Source organism: Fundicoccus culcitae (assembly GCF_024661895.1).
GTDB classification, from domain to species: domain Bacteria; phylum Bacillota; class Bacilli; order Lactobacillales; family Aerococcaceae; genus Fundicoccus_A; species Fundicoccus_A culcitae.
Map to the genome: position 1 here is coordinate 2,292,979 of NZ_CP102453.1, position 17,570 is coordinate 2,310,548.

Consider the following 17,570-nt stretch of genomic DNA (forward strand, 5'->3'; position numbering starts at 1 on the left):
CACACAACAACCGCTCCGATATGTGAGCGCCCCTAGTCGCGCACACAACAACCGCCCCGATATGTGAGCGCCCCCCCCCCCCCCGTCGCGCACACAACAACTGCCCCGATATGTGAGCGCCCCCTGTCGCGCACACAACAACCGCCCCAATATGTAAGCGCGCCTCACTCAGATAAGTGAAAAATAGTTAGAACTAGCTATACTATCCAGCTAAACGAATAGCCGTTTGGCGGCCTTCGGCCTTCCACCTCCCACCTCTCACTGAATCCCCGCCACATAATCCTCCCCAACTTGCACCCGCCCAATAATCGTTGAAAACATAATAATAATGTATACTATAAATACAACAACAAACAACATAAAATGGGGTGATGCCACTACAGCCCCTAAAAGAATAATGACTAAAACTAATCTGCAGGACTGGGGGAATCGCAATCACATGAAGCAGAGATATTTACAGGATGTTTTGATACGGATGGCGTACAATTCAAGCGGTATTGAGGGCAATACAATAAGTCTGGCCGAAACCGGCACAATTTTTTTAGAGGGCAGCTTGCCGAGCGGGCGTCAAAGTGTACAGGCGTTTTATGAGATTGTTAACCATAAACAGACATTTAGCTATATGCTGGATTAACTTAAAGATGACACTCCATTAAGTCTAAGCATGATTAAAGATTTTCACCGTTTATTAACTGATCGCTTGCAGCATGACAGTGGCCAATTCAAGACAGAGCAAAATGCAATCATAGGAGCAAGGTTCACAACAGCGACACCACAGGAAACGCCACAATTAATGCAACAATGGACCGATAACACCACCTACCGACTAGACAGCGCCGAATCAGAACAAGAACAACTGAAAATATTATCAGACACTCATATTCAATTTGAGCAAATACATCCTTTTTCAGACGGTAACGGCCGCACGGGGCGCATTTTGCTGCTGCACCTTAGCTTACATCACCTTAAAGCCCCGATTATCATAAACAAGGACGACAGAACCCCATATATCGAGGCGCTAACGAACAATGACACCCATGCACTAACAACTATTTTGAGAACGTCCATCGAATACGAAAAAAACCGCATGACACAATTCAATTAACCCCCTAATAAATATCACAATATAAAAAAAGGAGCCCATCATGGATTATCTAAAAGTTGAATTTTTTGTACCCCAAGAACACCTAGCAACCATTATTGAAGCCCTCAATCAAGCCGGCTTCCTACGCGAAGGCAATTACGATTACTGCTACGCCTACACACCCGTCAAAGGCCACTTCCGCCCATTGGATAATGCGCAACCCTTTATCGGTCAAACCAATGTGATTGAAGAGGTGGATGAAGTCAAAGTCGAATTTCGCATCGAAAGCCAGAATCAGACTCTCACTTTAGAACTAATCAAGCAGCACCACCCCTACGAAGTACCCGTCATCAATTTTATGCGGTTGGTTTAAACAAGTGCATAATAAAGCGCCTTAATACCAGCAAGTCTTATGATTTGCAAAACGCGTATATGGAACTGATAAAACGCTATATGCGAATGCCAAACGCGTATATGGAAACCATAAAACGCTATATGCGAATGGCAACCGCATAGTAAGCCCTCAATGCCAAACGCATTATAGTAAACCTCAAATACTATAACGCGATTAACAACCGCATTATAGTAAACCCCAAATACTATAACGCGATTACCGAACGCATTATAGTAAACCCCAATTACTATAACGCGATTACCAAACGCATTATAGTAAATCCCAAATACTATAACGCGTTTCACAAATGGATTGAAAAATAAATAATTTACCAAGATAAAGTCATTAATACACCAAAAACGCGGTTGGTTACTTCCAACTTACCCACCCGCGCCCCACTAGCACCAGCCCCAACCAGCCCGCGCACACAAGAAGCGTCGTTTCTTGTGTGCGCCTCAGTTCACGCTCACAACAACTGCCCCGATATGTGAGCGCCTCATCCCGCGCTCACAACAACTGCCCCGATATGTGAGCGCCTTATCCCGCGCTCACAACAACTGCCCCAATATGTGAGCGCCTCATCCCGCGCTCACAACAACCGCCCTAATATGTGTGCGCCTCATCCTGCGCTCACAACAACCGCCCCAATATGTGTGCGCCCCACCCCCCTCATTGAATTCCCCCCCAATCCGCTATATAATAAACCTAAAATGAAAATACCATGAGAGGAATTAACCAACCATGAAATTAGCGACAGACATTGGGGGCACCTTCACCGATCTCGTCTACATCGATGATACAACCGGTCAAATACAGACACATAAAAGTGCCACCACACCAGCAGCCTACGAACAAGGCGTCTTAAACGCCATTCAAGAAGCGGGGCTCCTTAACAACGCTGACGTAGAGATATTTATTCATGGGACGACCGTTATTATTAACACGCTCACGGAAAGAAAAGGCGTTAAAACGGGCCTAATCACCACCAAAGGATTCAAAGACGTCTTAGAAATCGGCAGGGGGAATCGACCAGACTTATTTAATGTTAAATACCAAAAACCAAAGCCGTTCATTCCGCGCTACCTCAGACTAGAAGTGGACGAACGCCTCAACTATAAGGGGGACATTCTCACCCCGCTCGACGAACAACAAATCGACCAAGCCATCGCTCATTTTAAACGCGAAAAAGTGCAAGCCATCGCGGTTTCCTACCTGCATTCTTACATTAACCCGACGCATGAACAACAAACCATCGAATGGATCAAAGCCAAGTGGCCGGAAGTAACAGTGACCGCTTCGCACGAGATTACCCGTGAGTGGCGCGAATACGAACGCACCAACACCACGGCACTCAACGCCTATGTGAAACCCATCGCCAATTCTTACCTAGACAAATTAGACCAAGAACTCAACAATCACATCCAAGTCAAGCAAGAATTTGTGATGCAATCCAACGGCGGTACGACCACCTTCGCAGACGCCAAAGAAACGCCCATCACCATGGTGGAATCAGGACCGGCCGCAGGGATTTATGGCGCCGCCGCCCTCGGCAAACTGATCAACGAAGAAAACCTCATCGCCTTTGACATCGGTGGCACCACCGCCAAAACGTCCCTCATCGAAAATGGGGAAGTCAAAATTTCAACCGACTATGCTATCGAAAAAGACGACCGCCACGCTGGCTATCCAATCAAGGCGCCCGTGGTAGACATCGTCGAAATCGGCAACGGCGGGGGATCCATTGCTTGGCTCGACTCGGCCAACGCGCTCCACGTCGGACCGCAATCCGCCGGCGCGACACCGGGTCCCATCGCCTACAACCTTGGCGGCACCCAGCCGACCACAACCGATGCCAACCTTTACACCGGCCGCCTGAGCGCTAAAAACTTTAACTACGATGTCGACATGGACAAAGTCAAAGCGGGCATCGACCAAACCATCACCCAGCCGCTCAAGCTAACCACCGAGGAAGCCGCCCTTGGCATTATTCGCCTGGCTAATTCCAACATGCTCAACGCCATAAAACTCGTTTCCATCCGTAAAGGCCACGATCCCAAAGATTTCGCCCTAATCGCCTTTGGTGGCGGGGGTTCCATGCACGCGCCAGCCCTAGCCTTGGAACTAGGCATCAACAAAGTCATCGTGCCCATTGCCTCGTCCGTTTTTGCCGCTTGGGGCATGCTCTTAACCGACCTGCGCCAGGACTATATCCAAACCAATATCCAGTCGCTCAATACCATCGACCCGAACACATTCACCACCAACTGGCAACAAATGGAAACCCAAGCGGCCAACAATTTCGCGCAACAAAACATCGACGCCGACACCCTGAACTACCAATACTTTTTGGATATGCGCTATGCCGGCCAAGAGCACACCGTGAAAGTGCCCGTCGCCAACCCGACCCTTGACGCCCACCAGCGCGCGACCATCATGGAAGACTTCGCGTCCCTCCATGAAAAGACCTATACCTTTAAATTACCGGACCACGCCTGTGAGATTGTGAATTACCATCTGTCTGCCACCGCGCCAACCCAAAAACCGCAACTCCTCGAAATAAATATCACTGCGCCTCTTGCAGAGGCATTTATTGAAGAGCGCCCGGTTTACTTTGAAGACGCCGGCTGGGTTAACACCCCCATCTATGACCGTGCGACACTGCCAACGAACGAAACCTTAGCCGGTCCCGTGATTATCGAAGAACCCACGTCGTCGACCGTCGTTTACCGCGGACAAAATATCCATAAAGATAAGTACGGCAATTTAGTGATAGAAAGGGCTGAAAACAATGACTAAAACCACACCAACCGATCCATTTACATTAGAAATCATCAAAAATGCCTTGCATTCCATTGGCGATGAAATGTTTGTCACCACCGCTCGCACTTCCATGAGCACCATTATTTATGAAACCCTCGATTACGCTTCCGGCCTTTTGGATGCGCAGGGGAATTTATTAACACAGGGAAATGGGATTACGGGCTTTATCGGTATGTTGACCTTTATGGTCAAAGAAACGCTCGCCAAATTCCCGGGCGACACACTCAAAGAAGGCGACTTGATTATCATCAACGACCCCTATCAAGGTGGCGGATCACATTTATCAGACGTCGGCCTAGTGCTGCCGATTTTTTACCACAACAAACTCATTGGTTTTGCGGCCAACAAAGCCCACTGGACCGAAGTTGGCGGTAAAGATCCCGGTTCCTTCACCAACAATTCCACCGATATTTATCAGGAAGGCTTGCAATTTTCCTGCATCAAACTCTTTAACCAAGGCGTGATCAACGATGCGGTCGTGGATATCATCCGCTCAAACGTCCGCTTTCCCGACCAATCCATTGGCGATATGTGGGCCCAAATCGCCGGTTTGCGCATTGGCGAAAAACGCCTCATTGAATTGCACCAAAAATATTCCTCAGCCACCATGGAGGAAGCTATCAACAACCTGTTGGATCACGGCGAAAGCCTGGCGCGCCAAGCCATCAAAGACCTACCCAACGGCACTTACACCGCCCATGAATACATCGACAGTGACGGCCTTGGCCACGGCCCCTTCCTCGTTCAAGTAAATATCACCATTGACGATCAGGATGTTACCTTTGATTTTAGTGGCACCGCCGACCAAGTGCCCGGTCCAATCAATCTGACGGCTTCAGGTTTAGAAGCCGCTGTCCGTGCCATGTTCCTATCGATTACCGTCCCTGATGAAGATGTTAATGATGGCATTTTCCGACCAATGAAAATTGTGACCCAACCCAAAACCATTGTCTCGGCTGAAAGACCCGTGCCGGTGTCCAATTACTTTATTACCTTTTTAGAAGTGGTCAATATTATCCAAAAAGCCCTGGTCGATGTTCTACCTCACCGCCTCATTGCCGGTCACTACGCAGCCGTGTCCTCCGTTGTATTAGGCGGCACGCATCCCGACAGCGGTCAGTCTTTTATGTTGGTTGAACCAACTACCGGAGGCTGGGGTGCAGCAATCGATAATGACGGACAATCCGGACAGTTTTGTTATGGCAATGGGGAAACCTATAATGTCCCAGTTGAAGTGGCTGAAACCCGTTATGGTATTTTAGTGGAAGAATATGCCTTGCGGACGGATGATACCGCGGCAGGTGCTGGTAAATATATTGGTGGCCGTGGCACCGTGCGTTCTTACCGGGCCCTCAATGATCTACAATCGGTCACCGTCACCTTTGGGCACCACTTGTCCAAACCTTGGGGTGTGGATGGTGGATTTGAAGGCAATTCCAACGATGCCTATATTCAACGCGCCAACGGCGACGTCTATGGACCATTCGGTATGGAAAACCATACCTTGAACACCAACGATGTCGTCATCTTGAAAACCGGAACAGGCGGTGGGAACGGCAACCCGCACCAACGTCCAGCCGAACAAGTTGCCCTAGATGTTAAAAATGGCTATTATTCTGTGAAAGTGGCAGCGGAAACCTTTGGCGTCCAAGTGGATCCTGATACCTTTGACTTTGAAGAATTAGCCGTGCGTAAAGGTTAGGTGCCACATGGAAATCAAACACACAGATTTTAACCGCGATACACTCAATCAACGCATGCACCTTTACGAAAAAGGACAAACGAAAGTCAAGATGGGACATGTGATTATCCCTACCGGCGCACGTTTTCCCGCTACAGCATCTAAATCCAACCCCGAAGAGGAGTTTTCCTACTTAGTCAAAGGCAAACTCATCGGTGAAATCGAAGACCAAGCCTTCACCATGACAGCCGGCGACTTCATTCATATTCCCGCCGGTCACCAACAATGGTGCCAAAATGTTGGGGATGAAGAAGTGTATATTGTGTATACCTTGGTAGAGTAAGCCAACCCAAAAAAACAAAAAAGAGGCGGTAAGCACTAAACATGCTCCGCCTCTTTTGTTTTACGAATATACTTATATTAATATAACTAGCTGCATTTTTGTGGAATAGAGACACGACCATATCAATAGGTGGTGTCTAGGAGGCAAGTCACTTTTTAAGTAGGGTAAATAATTCTTCCCTAAATGATATAACAAAAGCCCCCAAATAAGTTCATTCAAAAAATAAATACGTCTGCTACAAAGACAATTAGCCCATCAAAGTCTAACCCTTACTTCTTTTTCTTAGCATCCGGTAGTTCATCATACATCACATGTATCAAACCACTCAAAAATGCTTTATCATCAATCTCACTAACCAATAGCATTTCCTTCGCGCCATCATAGGGTAACTCATACTCAGCATTCGGCAAATAATCTATGGCTGATTGAACAGGTTTTACAAGAAATCGATTGTCATAAACTCCACCAATAATTTTACCGCGATAATAAAGGATATATTCACCCATCATTGCACGATAAGTAATGACATCTAGTTCAGATAATTGTTCTAATATAAACTCTAAATAGTCTTTGCTCGATTCCATGATTAACACTCCTTTTGATCTATTTTATCACTAAAAGAGCACACTAATCATCCATAGTACTCGATCTGGATAAGTAAAACGTCTAAGAAATACAATTAAAAACACCCAATAAACCTTACATCTGAAGGTTTTATGGGTGTTTATTAAGAATTAATTCATACCGATTATATCGGCACTATCCCAAACAATTATAAATCATAATCAATCACGACTTTAATCGATTGACTCGTATCTGAAGCAATTTCAAGGGCTTCTTTAGCTTGGCTTTGTGGGTATTTTTGAGTAATAATGCTCGTTATTTTAGTCTTACCATCACTCAGAATTTGAATGGCTTCTTTGATATCATTGGTGTTATACATAAAAGAACCAACTATTTTTTGTTCTCCCCACATCAAATCTTTGAAATTAACTAAATTATCTTTATGATGACTCGCTACTACTGAAAGATAAGCGCCGTTTTTAGCAAGGTTACTATAACTTTGGTAGATTGTAGGAGCTCCTGCACAATCAATATAAACGTCCGCATCAGAAACACTTCCTCGTATCATTGAAAAACTCTCACCAAAATGCCCAATCAAAAAGTCGTTGAATTCACTATCCGTACTGGTTAAGTAAGTCGTTGCACCTAGTTCTTCGGCTGTCTTCAATCGTTTTGGATCAATATCAGTAAGAACTGGATTTTTAACGCCACTTGCTATAACACCCGTTAAAGCACTGAGACCAATTGTACCAGAACCAAAAATCACAACTTTTGAATCAGCTGTAACATTGGGAATGTTTTTCCCATGGATTCCCACACTAAAAGGTTCAATAAGTACAGCATCGTCATACGATAAATTATCAGGGAGCATAAATAGATTGAAATCTAATTTTGCATCATGAACTAGAACATATTCTGAAAAAGCGCCACCGCGGTGTTTAGTGTCCATTCTCTGGAAATATTGTGGATTCACAAAGACACGATCTCCCTCTTTAAATTGAGATACGTCTTTACCTAGACTGACAATTTCTCCTACCATTTCATGACCGAACTCATCACCGGCTTGGATACTAGCATGCTCGCCCCCATACTTATATGCGGCAACATCAGTCCCACAAATTCCAGCTTTTTTAACCTTAACAAGGACATCTCCACCTTCAGGGGTAGGGACAGGTTTCATAGTTAAATCAACATCACGAATGCCATTAAATATCACCGATTGCATTTCTTTCACAAAAATTCCTCCTTTATAGTGACTTCAGCAAAAAAGATACGTTAGAATAAGTGTAACATAAGAATAAAGCACATTCAATTTATCAATAAAACCACTACAAACAATTGCTTTTTCCTTAATGAAAATTATTAAAAATAAATAATTCCAATACTGTTTTTATTATTGCTAGTTTAGTGGTTTGATCGGATCAGGTAGTAATCGATAAATCAACTGACCAATCCATTTCGCTGGTTGTTTAAAATTGTCCTTAATCCATTGATTAACAATCGCAACCGAACCACTACTAATGAAAACAAGCAAAGAAGACTTCTCATCATTATCATTAGAATAATTCGCTAAAGCATCAGACTGATATTGATTGAAATAGTCGATAGTATATTGATAGACAAAATTTGTAAAAGAATTCTGACCTTCACTTTTTGCAACATGCTTAAAATAGACAGAATGATTTTGCATATACTCTAAAGTTTGAATAATGATTTCTTGGTTATTCTCACCATAAACGTCTATTAGTTGATCCACCTTATATGTGTACGCATAATTCATCACTTCATACTTATCTTTAAAATGGCGGTAAAAAGTGGCACGGCTATACCCACTTTTCAATGTGATATCTTTCACGGTAATATCTTCAAAAGATTTATGATTTAGTAAATCGCTTAATGCAGTGCAAATATCTATTCTAGCCTGTGTTGACATTAAAGTTCACCTCAAAAGTAATTTTATCATAAATGATACAATTTGTGAATATTGTCACTTACTTTCCACCTTACTTTTTGTTTAAATTAATGTATAAACTTTTAGGAGGAAATATACATGTCATTAACAGATTCATTAACATTTAATAATGGAGCTACTGTCACAAACCGTCTAGTAATGCCGCCAATGATTACTTTCCACGCTAATGAGGATGGAACCGTCTCACAAACAACTTTAGATTACTATGGCGCACGTTCAAACGTTGCAGGTATGATTATTGTAGAAGCTTGTTCTGTCACTGAAACAGGTAAGGGTGTCCCTTTTCAAATTGGTGTTTATGACGATAAATTCATACCAGGCTTAAAACAATTAGCTCAAACACTCAAAAAAGATGGCAACAAAGCCATTGTACAATTACAGCATGCAGGTCGTGAATCAGGAGAAGCTTACAAATTATTCAATGAAGCACATGCACCAAGCGCTTTTGATATGGAATTCCTAGGCTATCCTGTAAAAGAGTTAACCAACGAACAGATTGAATCAATTATCGAAGATTTCGGTCAAGCGACACGCCGTTTGATGGAAGCAGGTTTCGATGGCGTTGAGATTCATGGTGCTAACCATTACCTCTTACAACAATTCTTTTCAGAATATTCTAACCGCCGCACGGATAATTGGGGTGGAAGCCTTGAAAAACGCATGAAGTTCCCTCTAGCAGTAGTGAAGGAAGTTTGCCGTGTCGTTGAAGAAAGTGGTCGCAAAGACTTTATTATTGGCTACCGCATCTCTCCTGAAGAAATTCATGAAGAAAACTTTGGCTATTCATACAAGGAATCAACTCAATTAATTGACGCCGTCCTAGCCTACCCGCTCGATTATATTCACTTATCCCTAATGACTCAATATGACCAAAAAGCAACCAACTCAGATCGGACATATAGCGAGCTTTTCAAAGAGGTCATTGCAGATCGGGCTAAACTCATTATTGTTTCCAATGTCTTCTCTCAAACGGATGCTGAAAAAGCCTTAGAGTATGGGGACCTAGTAGGAATCGGTCGTGCCTCTTTAATTGACCCTGAATTCGGTAAGAAAATCATTGAAAATCGTGGCGATGAAATTGTTTCAACATTAACTCAAGCACAATTCGACAAAGCCAAATGGCCACCTGTCTTAAGCCAAATGTACAAATCCGGCAACTATCCTTTACCACCGATGCCAGGCATTGAAACCATTTAAAACCACCAAAGACACCCAAATCCGCGGGTGTCTTTTCTTTTAAAACCTTCAAATAAATATCTCTGGAATAATTTGCTTAATAACCAAGGATATGCTTCAATTAAGTTAGTCGAGTAACAACGCAGAAGCCATGCATACCATAAAATTAGGAGGTTTTACCATGACGGAAGTAAAAAGAACATTCCCCGAAAATTTCTTATGGGGTGGCGCAACCGCCGCCAATCAACTAGAAGGTGCCTATAACGAGGACGGCAAAGGCTTAACCATTGCCGATGTATCACCAGGTGGAAAAGATCGTATGAAACTACTCAGATCTGAAGACTATCCCTTAGAAATTGATACCGATAAATATACCTATCCTAACCACAAAGGCATTGATTTCTATCACCGCTACAAAGAAGATATTGCCTTGTTTGCGGAGATGGGCTTCAAAACCTTTAGAATGTCCATATCTTGGGCGCGGATTTTCCCTAACGGTGACGACCAAGCACCCAATGAAGCCGGCTTACAATTCTATGACAATGTGATTGATGAATTACTCAAACACAATATCGAACCAACCATTACCATGTCGCACTATGAAACACCCCTCAATCTCGTTAAAGCATATGGCGGTTGGAAAAACCGGAAATTAGTCGACTTCTTTGAAGTGTATGCCCGCACCATTTTAGAAAGATACCACCATAAAGTAAAATATTGGATGACCTTTAATGAAATTAATACCGGCGTCGGCGGCTCTTTCTTTAGTGTGGCTATGCGGAACGCAACGGAACAAGAGAATTTCCAAGCCTTACACCACCAATTTGTCGCTAGCTCAATCGCCACCAAAATCGCCCATGAACTCAATCCCAATATTAAAGTAGGCTGTATGAGTATTTACGCTACCATGTATGCTTACGATTCAAACCCCCAAACCGTCTTAGCTATGAAAGAACGCAACCGAATGTTCAACTACTTTTGTAATGACATTCAAGTAAGAGGGGAATATCCCTCATATGCCATCAGTTACTTCAAACAGCACGGCATTGAATTAGATATTTTACCAGGCGACCTTGACTTAATCAAAAATTACACCGTCGATTACTTATCCTTTAGTTACTATATGTCATCCGTTATCTCAACCGATCCGAATCACCAAGGCGTATCCGGAAACTTTTTAGGTGGCACGCGCAACCCATTTTTAGAAGCCAGTGATTGGGGCTGGGAAATCGATCCCGTTGGCTTGCGAATTGCCTTAGGCGATTTGTATGAACGTTATGGCGTCCCTTTATATGTCTCTGAAAATGGCTTAGGAGCCATCGATACTCCCGATGCCAATTTCGTAATTAATGATGATTATCGCATTGATTATTTGAGAAAACACATCGCCGAAATGGAAAAGGCCATTAATTTGGATGGTGTAGATTTATTTGCCTACACTCCTTGGGGTTGCATTGATTTAGTGAGTGCTTCAACCGGAGAGATGTCTAAACGTTACGGCTTTATCTATGTCGATCTGGACGATGACGGCAACGGCACTATGAATCGCTACAAGAAAAAGAGCTTCAACTGGTATAAGAATGTCATTGCATCAAACGGATTAGATGAACAATAAGACACCAAGAAACCATTTAATAAATATCACTGCTACTTTCAATGTTGAAATATAATCGTGCAAAAAAGGTGCTGAGCAAAACGCCCTTTCTATCTTCTAACTAATTTTTATGTATCATTTGGACAGTGAGCGATATGCTAAGCCCGGCTTTCTTGTATTGCCATATCTAAACCACTTTCGACTCTTAGACAATGCTAAGATCTTTATCAGTCAATCTATTGTGATAAAAGAAATTGATGAAGTTAAAGTGAAATTTTAAGTTGAATGGAGATATAAAGAATAAATGCTGGAACAGTTTAGAAAACACTATCTCTATGATGTGCCGGTGAATAATTTTTTGAAATTGGTATAACCATAATTAATGATTTTATATGAAACGCTTGCATTTCATATAAGCATGCTATATGATTATTTCGATAGATAAACCATGGAGTAGCTAGTATATGGAAGTTTGGTTAGATTCCAACACGGTCCCGCCACTGTAATAATGCCTTAGGTATTGAGTCAGGTCTTTATATTAGTTTGCTAATTATTAACGTTGCTGTTTCGAGGTAAGACAGTGTCGTAAGTTATGCAAAGAAGCATAGGATTGAAACGGACTCATTTTTAGCAAAATGGAGGTCTCTATCAATATCACTCTAAATACAGAATTACTTGATTTTCAATGAAGAATGAAAAACTAATGAAGGTTATAAGCCTGTATTGAGAGTGATTAAATACTAAAGTTATTTATGTTTTTAAATAGAAATTAGAGCAGCAACGATTTAACGTTGCTGTTTTTCTATTTCATAAGCATTGACTTTTAATCTTTAATTACATAATATTGAAGTGTGTTGTTGCGCTTACATGAAAGGTGAGGTGCGAGTATGGCTGAGTTAGAGAGAAAAATATATGAGTCAGTTCCAGGTAAACAGGTAACTATGGCACATGTAATTTCACGCCCAGATGAAAGAGTGAAAGAAAAATTAGGTTTTAAAGGTAAGAACTTTTCGGCAATTGGTATTATGACCATAACTCCAGGGGAAGCTGCTATTATTGCAGTTGATAAAGCAAAGAAGGCAGGAGAAGTTGAAATTGGTTTTGTAGACCGTTTCAGTGGTTCCGTTGTAGTTCTAGGAGATGTGGCGGCAGTAAAAAATTCTATTCAAGCAGCAAATGATTTTCTTCAGTCAGCACTAGGTTTTTCTGTTGCGAAAATAACCATGACTTAGAAAGAAGTGAATGAATGAAAAAGGTTATGTTTATTGGACCGGTCTTTGCCGGGAAAACAACATTAAAACAAGCTATTTATGGTGAAGATATAGCATATGATAAAACTCAAGCAGTTGATTTTTTTGATGATGTTATTGATACACCTGGGGAATTTATTCAACATAGATACTACTATAGTTCCATTCAGAATTTATCTACTGAAGTTGATTTGATTGCGTTTGTGTCTAGTGCAACAGATACAAGTCAGATATTTTCACCTGGTTTTGCACATTCCTTAGTTAAACCTTGTATTGGGATTATAACAAAAGTGGACATTTCATCAACTGAAGAGATAAAACTTGTTGAAGATAATTTAAAACAAGCTGGAGTTACAGATATCTTTAAAGTCTCTTCTTTGAATCGAGATGGAATTGATGCTTTGCTAGATTTTTTGAATAAAGAGGAGGATTAAGATGCAAATATACACAAGAACAGGAGATAAAGGATTAACACGGATTATAGGAGGTTCACAAGTTACAAAAGATTCTTCACGTGTGACGGCCTATGGAACAATTGATGAACTGAATAGTATTGTTGGAATTATTGTTAGTTTAGCTAAAGAATACGGTGATTTACAAGAAGAACTAATGGAGATACAACAATTATTATTTGATTGTGGAAATGATTTGGCAAACCCAGAAAGTCCTAAAGAAGCTAGATTAAAAAAAGAAAATACACTTTGGTTAGAAAGCCGTATTGATGAATATTCTCAAAAAGCTCCAACTATTGAGTCATTTATTTTGCCAGGTGGATCGTTAATAGCGAGTTATTTGCATTTTGCTAGAACAGTGGCAAGGAGATCCGAGAGAGAGATTGTATCTTTCCAGTGGAAAAATGATACTAATCAAGAAGTCATGCGCTTCATCAATCGACTATCAGATTACTTCTTTGCTTGCGCTCGATATGTTAATGCCAAAGAAGGTGTCAGTGATGTCCTTTATGAGCGTAGTGGTAAGGTGTTTCATACTGAAATAACAAAAGCAGATCTTCCTGAAATATAATCAATTTTGAATATTAGTTGACAAATAGAAAGATTAATTATATATTGAAAGCAGTTACTTGCACAATGACGTGCAACTAAATAAAAGTGCAATGAAGCCATAAGAAAATTAGTGTCTATGCTAGATGCTTATTTCTTGTGGCTTTTTTTAGTTTTTAAGGAAGGAGGCTATTATGTTTTCAGTAAATTTTGGCACAAAAATTCATATGGGTGAAGATAGTCTTAAGCGGTTAGAACAGTTCGATAAGGAACGGATATATATTATTACTGATGAGTTTATCTCAAAGTCAGAGATTTTATCAAAAGTAATGGCATTAATCTCTTCTTCAAATGAGCTTTTAGTTTTTAAGGATGTTATTCCGGATCCTCCGATAGATACGATTGTAGCAGGAATTGAACTGGCTAAAGATTTTAGACCAACTCAAGTTATTGCTATTGGAGGGGGTTCTGCAATAGATGCGGCAAAAGGAATTATTTACTTTGGACAACAGTCTAACAATTTGATGGATGCATCCTTAATTTGTATTCCAACTACGAGTGGGACAGGATCAGAAGTGACAAATTTTGCGATTATTACTGATGCAGAAAACGGAACAAAATACCCACTCGTTACCGATGATATTCTTCCGAAAGAAGCAATATTAGACACAAGTTTGGTAATTAATTTACCTCAAAGCCAAACGGCAAATACTGGGATTGACGTTTTGACCCATGCGATTGAAGCAATGGTTTCAACAAAAGCATCAGACATATCAGATGCTTTTGCAGAGAAGGCAATTAAACTAGTCTTTGACTACTTACCAAGAGCTTATAAAGATGGCACAGATAAAGTTGCCCGCGAGAAAATGCATATTGCATCGACCCTTGCTGGACTAGCTTTTAATCAAGCATCATTGGGGTTAAATCATGGTATTGCCCACGCAGCAGGAGCTAAGTTCCATATCGCTCACGGTAGGTTAAACGGAATATTACTTCCTTACGTTATTAAGTTTAATAGTGGTATTTCTAATTCAATAAACCAGGAAGTAGCTGAAAAATATCGTTATATCGCAAGCATATTAGATCTTAATACGGCAAGTGCAACGATTGGAACAAGATCCTTAGTGAATGAAATAAATAAGTTACTCACTACTTTGGGAATTCCTCACTCGTTTTCCGAATATGGCTTAGACAAGAAATTGTTCGATGATAATTTATCTGAAATCGCTGATAGTGCAGTAAAAGATATGACAACTAAAACGAATCCAATACCCGTTACGCCAAAAGACGTTGCGCGAATACTAATAGAAGCCTATTAGCGGGGTGATTATGATTGGATAGTAGAGAACGCGTAATTCAGGAATATGTTCCTGGAAAGCAGATAACTTTAGCACATGTAATCGCGAATCCAGATGAAGAAGTATATGGAAAGATAGGTATCAATCGATCGGATAGGGATGCTATTGGCATTATGACAATTACACCTAGTGAAACGGCAATTATAGCGGTAGATATTGCAGTTAAAGCAGCTAATGTTGAGATTGACTTTATGGACCGATTCACTGGTTCTTTAGTAATCAGTGGAGATGTTTCATCAGTTAAAATTGCTATTAAGGAAATAGTTGATGTACTATCTGAAGTATTAGGGTTTAATTCAAATTCTATAAGTAGTAGTTAACATTTCTTTGAGGTGAGAAGATTGAAAAAAATATTAGTCGTAGATGACGAGCCAATTATACGTTTAGATATTAGAGATATGCTTGAACAATCTGGCTACAATGTTGTAGCTGAGGCAGGGGATGGATTTGAAGCCATACAATTGGCTCAAAAACACCATCCAGATATTGTAATTATGGATATTAAAATGCCGTTATTAGATGGTTTGACCGCTTCGAAACGAATTATGGCTGAAGATTTAACATCTGGCATCATATTATTAACTGCCTATAGTGATACAAAATTTATAGAAAAAGCCAAAGAATTCGGAGCGTCGGGGTACTTAATTAAACCCTTAAATGAAGGTGCATTAATACCAATGGTTGAACTGTCCTTAGCTAAAGGTGAAGAGTTCAAACAAATGTCACAAGAAATAAAAAAATTAAACAAGAAGTTAAGTGAACGTAAAACAATTGAAAAAGCTAAAGGCAAGTTAATGGATCTTGAAAATTTAACAGAAGAAGAAGCTTATCAGAAAATTCGAACGATTAGCATGGAAAAACGCGTACCGATGATAGACATTGCAGAAACTTTGGTGTTAATCGATGAAAGATAAAGTGAATCAAGATATTGCTAATCTCTGTCAAAAGTATTCACCTCTGTCATCTGAAGAAATTAATTATTTAATTGATTATACGAAAGAAATTCAGATTGGTGAACAATACAGTGGACAAGATATCTTTATTGATGTTTGGAACTCTATCCAAGATGAAGCAATTGTTGTATGGCACAGAAAGCCTTTAAATACAGAGTCTTTATATAAAGAAACTGTTGTAGGGAAAATTGCTTTGAAAAAAGATGAACCTGGCCCTTTAAGAACATTAGCAACAGGTCTCCCGTCGATAAACCTGTATGCCATAACGCAAGAAGGTACTTACATTAAGCAAACCTCTTACCCTATACATTACCGAGATAAAGTTATTGGTGTGCTGATTTTAGAAGAAAGTAGTGTTGAAACAAGTAAAAATATTCTAGATGAAAAAACTCAAAGGAAAGAGAATATATCAAACTCTCCAAGCTTAATGAATCTTATTGATTTACTAAGTGAGATTGTTATGATTTTTAATTCTGAAGGTATTCTGATTGATTCTAATAAAGCTGCGAGGGATTTTTATAAAGAGATCGGCTATATGAATCCAATTAATCAATTGCACTATGATAATTTAGCAATTGATAACTCTAGGTTCAAAAAGGTTAAAGAAATGGAAGCAGATGAGATTTTAACAAGTGAAATTAGTTTTTGGAATTATTTCTTGGAGAAAAAGATTTTTAAAGACAGAAATAATCAATATATTCAAATTCTAAAAGACGAAACAAGTCGTAAAGAAGTAGAAGCTGTTATTGAGAACGAACTAGTAACTGTTCAAGAAATTCATCATAGAGTTAAAAATAATTTGCAGACAATTGTCTCATTACTTCGCTTACAGTCAAGAAGGACAGATTCTTTGGAAGCGAAGAAAGTTTTGAATGAAAGTATTAATAGAGTTATGTCTATTGCAACAACACACGAACTTTTATCCAAAAAAAATGAAGATATTATTAATCTTAAAGAGGTTATTGATTCTATAGTGAATAATTTGATGTATTCTTTTTCAAGTCAAAGATATATTCGAGTGGTTACAGATATTAATGAAAATATAGATTTAGACTTTGATTTAGCAGTTCCTGTAGCACTTATCGTTAACGAATTAGTTCAAAATTCATTAGAGCACGCTTTCCCTGAAAATGAGATTAACATAGCAGATGCAAATATCACCGTTAAAGCAACTGAAGAAGATAAATTTATTCAGTTAAGGATTTCCGATAATGGGATAGGCTTCAAGTTCGTTGAATCGGATAATATGAATCTAGGGTTACAAATTGTAACGAGTTTTGTAAAAAGTAAGTTAAATGGCTTGATTGTATTCGAATCTAACAAACCTGGGACTTTAGTCCGAATTAACTTTATTAATACAACAAATGAATAAGAGTGATT

Annotated in this window: 16 protein-coding genes, 1 pseudogene and 1 riboswitch; of the genes and pseudogenes, 14 read left to right on the forward strand and 3 right to left on the reverse strand. The window is 40.2% G+C overall.

Translation table 11 applies throughout. The features are described from left to right. The first annotated feature begins 439 nt into the window (after positions 1 to 439). From NRE15_RS10390 to NRE15_RS10410, 5 genes and pseudogenes are all read left to right on the forward strand, one after another. Positions 440 to 1,105, forward strand: a pseudogene (locus tag NRE15_RS10390) (Fic family protein). Between the two features lie 40 nt (positions 1,106 to 1,145). Continuing rightward, positions 1,146 to 1,457: a hypothetical protein gene (locus tag NRE15_RS10395; protein ID WP_313792812.1), complete on the forward strand. Its 312-nt coding sequence runs from the start codon at positions 1,146 to 1,148 to the stop codon at positions 1,455 to 1,457. Positions 1,458 to 2,219: 762 nt separating this feature from the next. Beyond that, positions 2,220 to 4,274, forward strand: a complete 2,055-nt coding sequence (locus NRE15_RS10400; RefSeq protein WP_313792813.1) for a hydantoinase/oxoprolinase family protein — start codon at positions 2,220 to 2,222, stop codon at positions 4,272 to 4,274. Then, positions 4,267 to 6,000 carry a hydantoinase B/oxoprolinase family protein gene (locus NRE15_RS10405; protein WP_313792814.1) on the forward strand — a complete coding sequence of 578 codons (1,734 nt, stop codon included), beginning with the start codon at positions 4,267 to 4,269 and terminating at the stop codon, positions 5,998 to 6,000. The genes NRE15_RS10400 and NRE15_RS10405 overlap by 8 nt, the downstream gene beginning before the upstream one ends. A gap of 7 nt (positions 6,001 to 6,007) precedes the next feature. Further along, positions 6,008 to 6,322: a cupin domain-containing protein gene (locus NRE15_RS10410; RefSeq protein ID WP_313792815.1), complete on the forward strand. Its 315-nt coding sequence runs from the start codon at positions 6,008 to 6,010 to the stop codon at positions 6,320 to 6,322. A gap of 269 nt (positions 6,323 to 6,591) precedes the next feature. On the opposite strand, the gene NRE15_RS10415 is transcribed toward NRE15_RS10410, so the two are convergent. From NRE15_RS10415 to NRE15_RS10425, 3 genes are all read right to left on the reverse strand, one after another. Then, entirely contained in the window at positions 6,592 to 6,906 is a 315-nt protein-coding gene (locus NRE15_RS10415; RefSeq protein ID WP_313792816.1) for a TfoX/Sxy family protein, read from the reverse strand. A 188-nt stretch (positions 6,907 to 7,094) separates the two neighbouring features. Then, a complete protein-coding gene (locus NRE15_RS10420) occupies positions 7,095 to 8,111 on the reverse strand; it encodes a zinc-dependent alcohol dehydrogenase (RefSeq protein ID WP_313794988.1) in 1,017 nt (338 codons plus the stop codon). 174 nt (positions 8,112 to 8,285) lie between these two features. After that, positions 8,286 to 8,819 carry a TetR/AcrR family transcriptional regulator gene (locus tag NRE15_RS10425; RefSeq protein WP_313792817.1) on the reverse strand — a complete coding sequence of 178 codons (534 nt, stop codon included), beginning with the start codon at positions 8,817 to 8,819 and terminating at the stop codon, positions 8,286 to 8,288. A gap of 111 nt (positions 8,820 to 8,930) precedes the next feature. Here NRE15_RS10425 and NRE15_RS10430 point away from each other — a divergent pair, with 111 nt between their 5' ends. The 9 genes from NRE15_RS10430 (at position 8,931) to NRE15_RS10470 (ending at position 17,562) form a co-directional block, all read left to right on the forward strand. Beyond that, positions 8,931 to 10,055: an NADH-dependent flavin oxidoreductase gene (locus NRE15_RS10430; RefSeq protein ID WP_313794989.1), complete on the forward strand. Its 1,125-nt coding sequence runs from the start codon at positions 8,931 to 8,933 to the stop codon at positions 10,053 to 10,055. Positions 10,056 to 10,215: 160 nt separating this feature from the next. Continuing rightward, positions 10,216 to 11,649, forward strand: coding sequence for a glycoside hydrolase family 1 protein (locus tag NRE15_RS10435; protein WP_313792818.1), 1,434 nt, complete (start codon positions 10,216 to 10,218; stop codon positions 11,647 to 11,649). Positions 11,650 to 12,068: 419 nt separating this feature from the next. Beyond that, a riboswitch (adenosylcobalamin (AdoCbl) riboswitch) is annotated at positions 12,069 to 12,219 on the forward strand. Positions 12,220 to 12,515: 296 nt separating this feature from the next. Beyond that, a complete protein-coding gene (locus NRE15_RS10440) occupies positions 12,516 to 12,860 on the forward strand; it encodes a BMC domain-containing protein (RefSeq protein ID WP_313792819.1) in 345 nt (114 codons plus the stop codon). A 14-nt stretch (positions 12,861 to 12,874) separates the two neighbouring features. Further along, positions 12,875 to 13,312 carry a EutP/PduV family microcompartment system protein gene (locus NRE15_RS10445; RefSeq protein WP_313792820.1) on the forward strand — a complete coding sequence of 146 codons (438 nt, stop codon included), beginning with the start codon at positions 12,875 to 12,877 and terminating at the stop codon, positions 13,310 to 13,312. A 1-nt stretch (position 13,313) separates the two neighbouring features. Then, positions 13,314 to 13,901, forward strand: a complete 588-nt coding sequence (locus tag NRE15_RS10450) for a cob(I)yrinic acid a,c-diamide adenosyltransferase (RefSeq protein ID WP_313792821.1) — start codon at positions 13,314 to 13,316, stop codon at positions 13,899 to 13,901. 172 nt (positions 13,902 to 14,073) lie between these two features. Then, entirely contained in the window at positions 14,074 to 15,198 is a 1,125-nt protein-coding gene (locus NRE15_RS10455; protein ID WP_313792822.1) for a 1-propanol dehydrogenase PduQ, read from the forward strand. Between the two features lie 14 nt (positions 15,199 to 15,212). Next, on the forward strand, positions 15,213 to 15,557 hold the full coding sequence (locus NRE15_RS10460) for a BMC domain-containing protein (RefSeq protein ID WP_313792823.1): 345 nt from the start codon (positions 15,213 to 15,215) through the stop codon (positions 15,555 to 15,557). A 78-nt stretch (positions 15,558 to 15,635) separates the two neighbouring features. After that, the gene (locus NRE15_RS10465) at positions 15,636 to 16,151 is read left to right on the forward strand and encodes an ANTAR domain-containing response regulator (protein ID WP_390887199.1); all 516 of its coding nucleotides are present in this window, start codon (positions 15,636 to 15,638) and stop codon (positions 16,149 to 16,151) included. Continuing rightward, positions 16,141 to 17,562: a histidine kinase N-terminal domain-containing protein gene (locus NRE15_RS10470; RefSeq protein WP_313792825.1), complete on the forward strand. Its 1,422-nt coding sequence runs from the start codon at positions 16,141 to 16,143 to the stop codon at positions 17,560 to 17,562. The genes NRE15_RS10465 and NRE15_RS10470 overlap by 11 nt, the downstream gene beginning before the upstream one ends. Positions 17,563 to 17,570 lie beyond the last annotated feature (8 nt).

Bases quoted from the DNA above. Each gene is read 5' to 3' on its own strand.
- NRE15_RS10440 (WP_313792819.1), top strand. From the start codon at position 12,516: ATGGCTGAGTTAGAGAGAAAAATATATGAGTCAGTTCCAGGTAAACAG.
- NRE15_RS10405 (WP_313792814.1), top strand. From the start codon at position 4,267: ATGACTAAAACCACACCAACCGATCCATTTACATTAGAAATCATCAAA.
- NRE15_RS10450 (WP_313792821.1), top strand. From the start codon at position 13,314: ATGCAAATATACACAAGAACAGGAGATAAAGGATTAACACGGATTATA.
- NRE15_RS10425 (WP_313792817.1), bottom strand. From the start codon at position 8,819: ATGTCAACACAGGCTAGAATAGATATTTGCACTGCATTAAGCGATTTA.
- NRE15_RS10415 (WP_313792816.1), bottom strand. From the start codon at position 6,906: ATGGAATCGAGCAAAGACTATTTAGAGTTTATATTAGAACAATTATCT.
- NRE15_RS10395 (WP_313792812.1), top strand. From the start codon at position 1,146: ATGGATTATCTAAAAGTTGAATTTTTTGTACCCCAAGAACACCTAGCA.
- NRE15_RS10470 (WP_313792825.1), top strand. From the start codon at position 16,141: ATGAAAGATAAAGTGAATCAAGATATTGCTAATCTCTGTCAAAAGTAT.
- NRE15_RS10420 (WP_313794988.1), bottom strand. From the start codon at position 8,111: ATGCAATCGGTGATATTTAATGGCATTCGTGATGTTGATTTAACTATG.
- NRE15_RS10455 (WP_313792822.1), top strand. From the start codon at position 14,074: ATGTTTTCAGTAAATTTTGGCACAAAAATTCATATGGGTGAAGATAGT.
- NRE15_RS10400 (WP_313792813.1), top strand. From the start codon at position 2,220: ATGAAATTAGCGACAGACATTGGGGGCACCTTCACCGATCTCGTCTAC.
- NRE15_RS10465 (WP_390887199.1), top strand. From the start codon at position 15,636: ATGCTTGAACAATCTGGCTACAATGTTGTAGCTGAGGCAGGGGATGGA.
- NRE15_RS10410 (WP_313792815.1), top strand. From the start codon at position 6,008: ATGGAAATCAAACACACAGATTTTAACCGCGATACACTCAATCAACGC.
- NRE15_RS10435 (WP_313792818.1), top strand. From the start codon at position 10,216: ATGACGGAAGTAAAAAGAACATTCCCCGAAAATTTCTTATGGGGTGGC.
- NRE15_RS10445 (WP_313792820.1), top strand. From the start codon at position 12,875: ATGAAAAAGGTTATGTTTATTGGACCGGTCTTTGCCGGGAAAACAACA.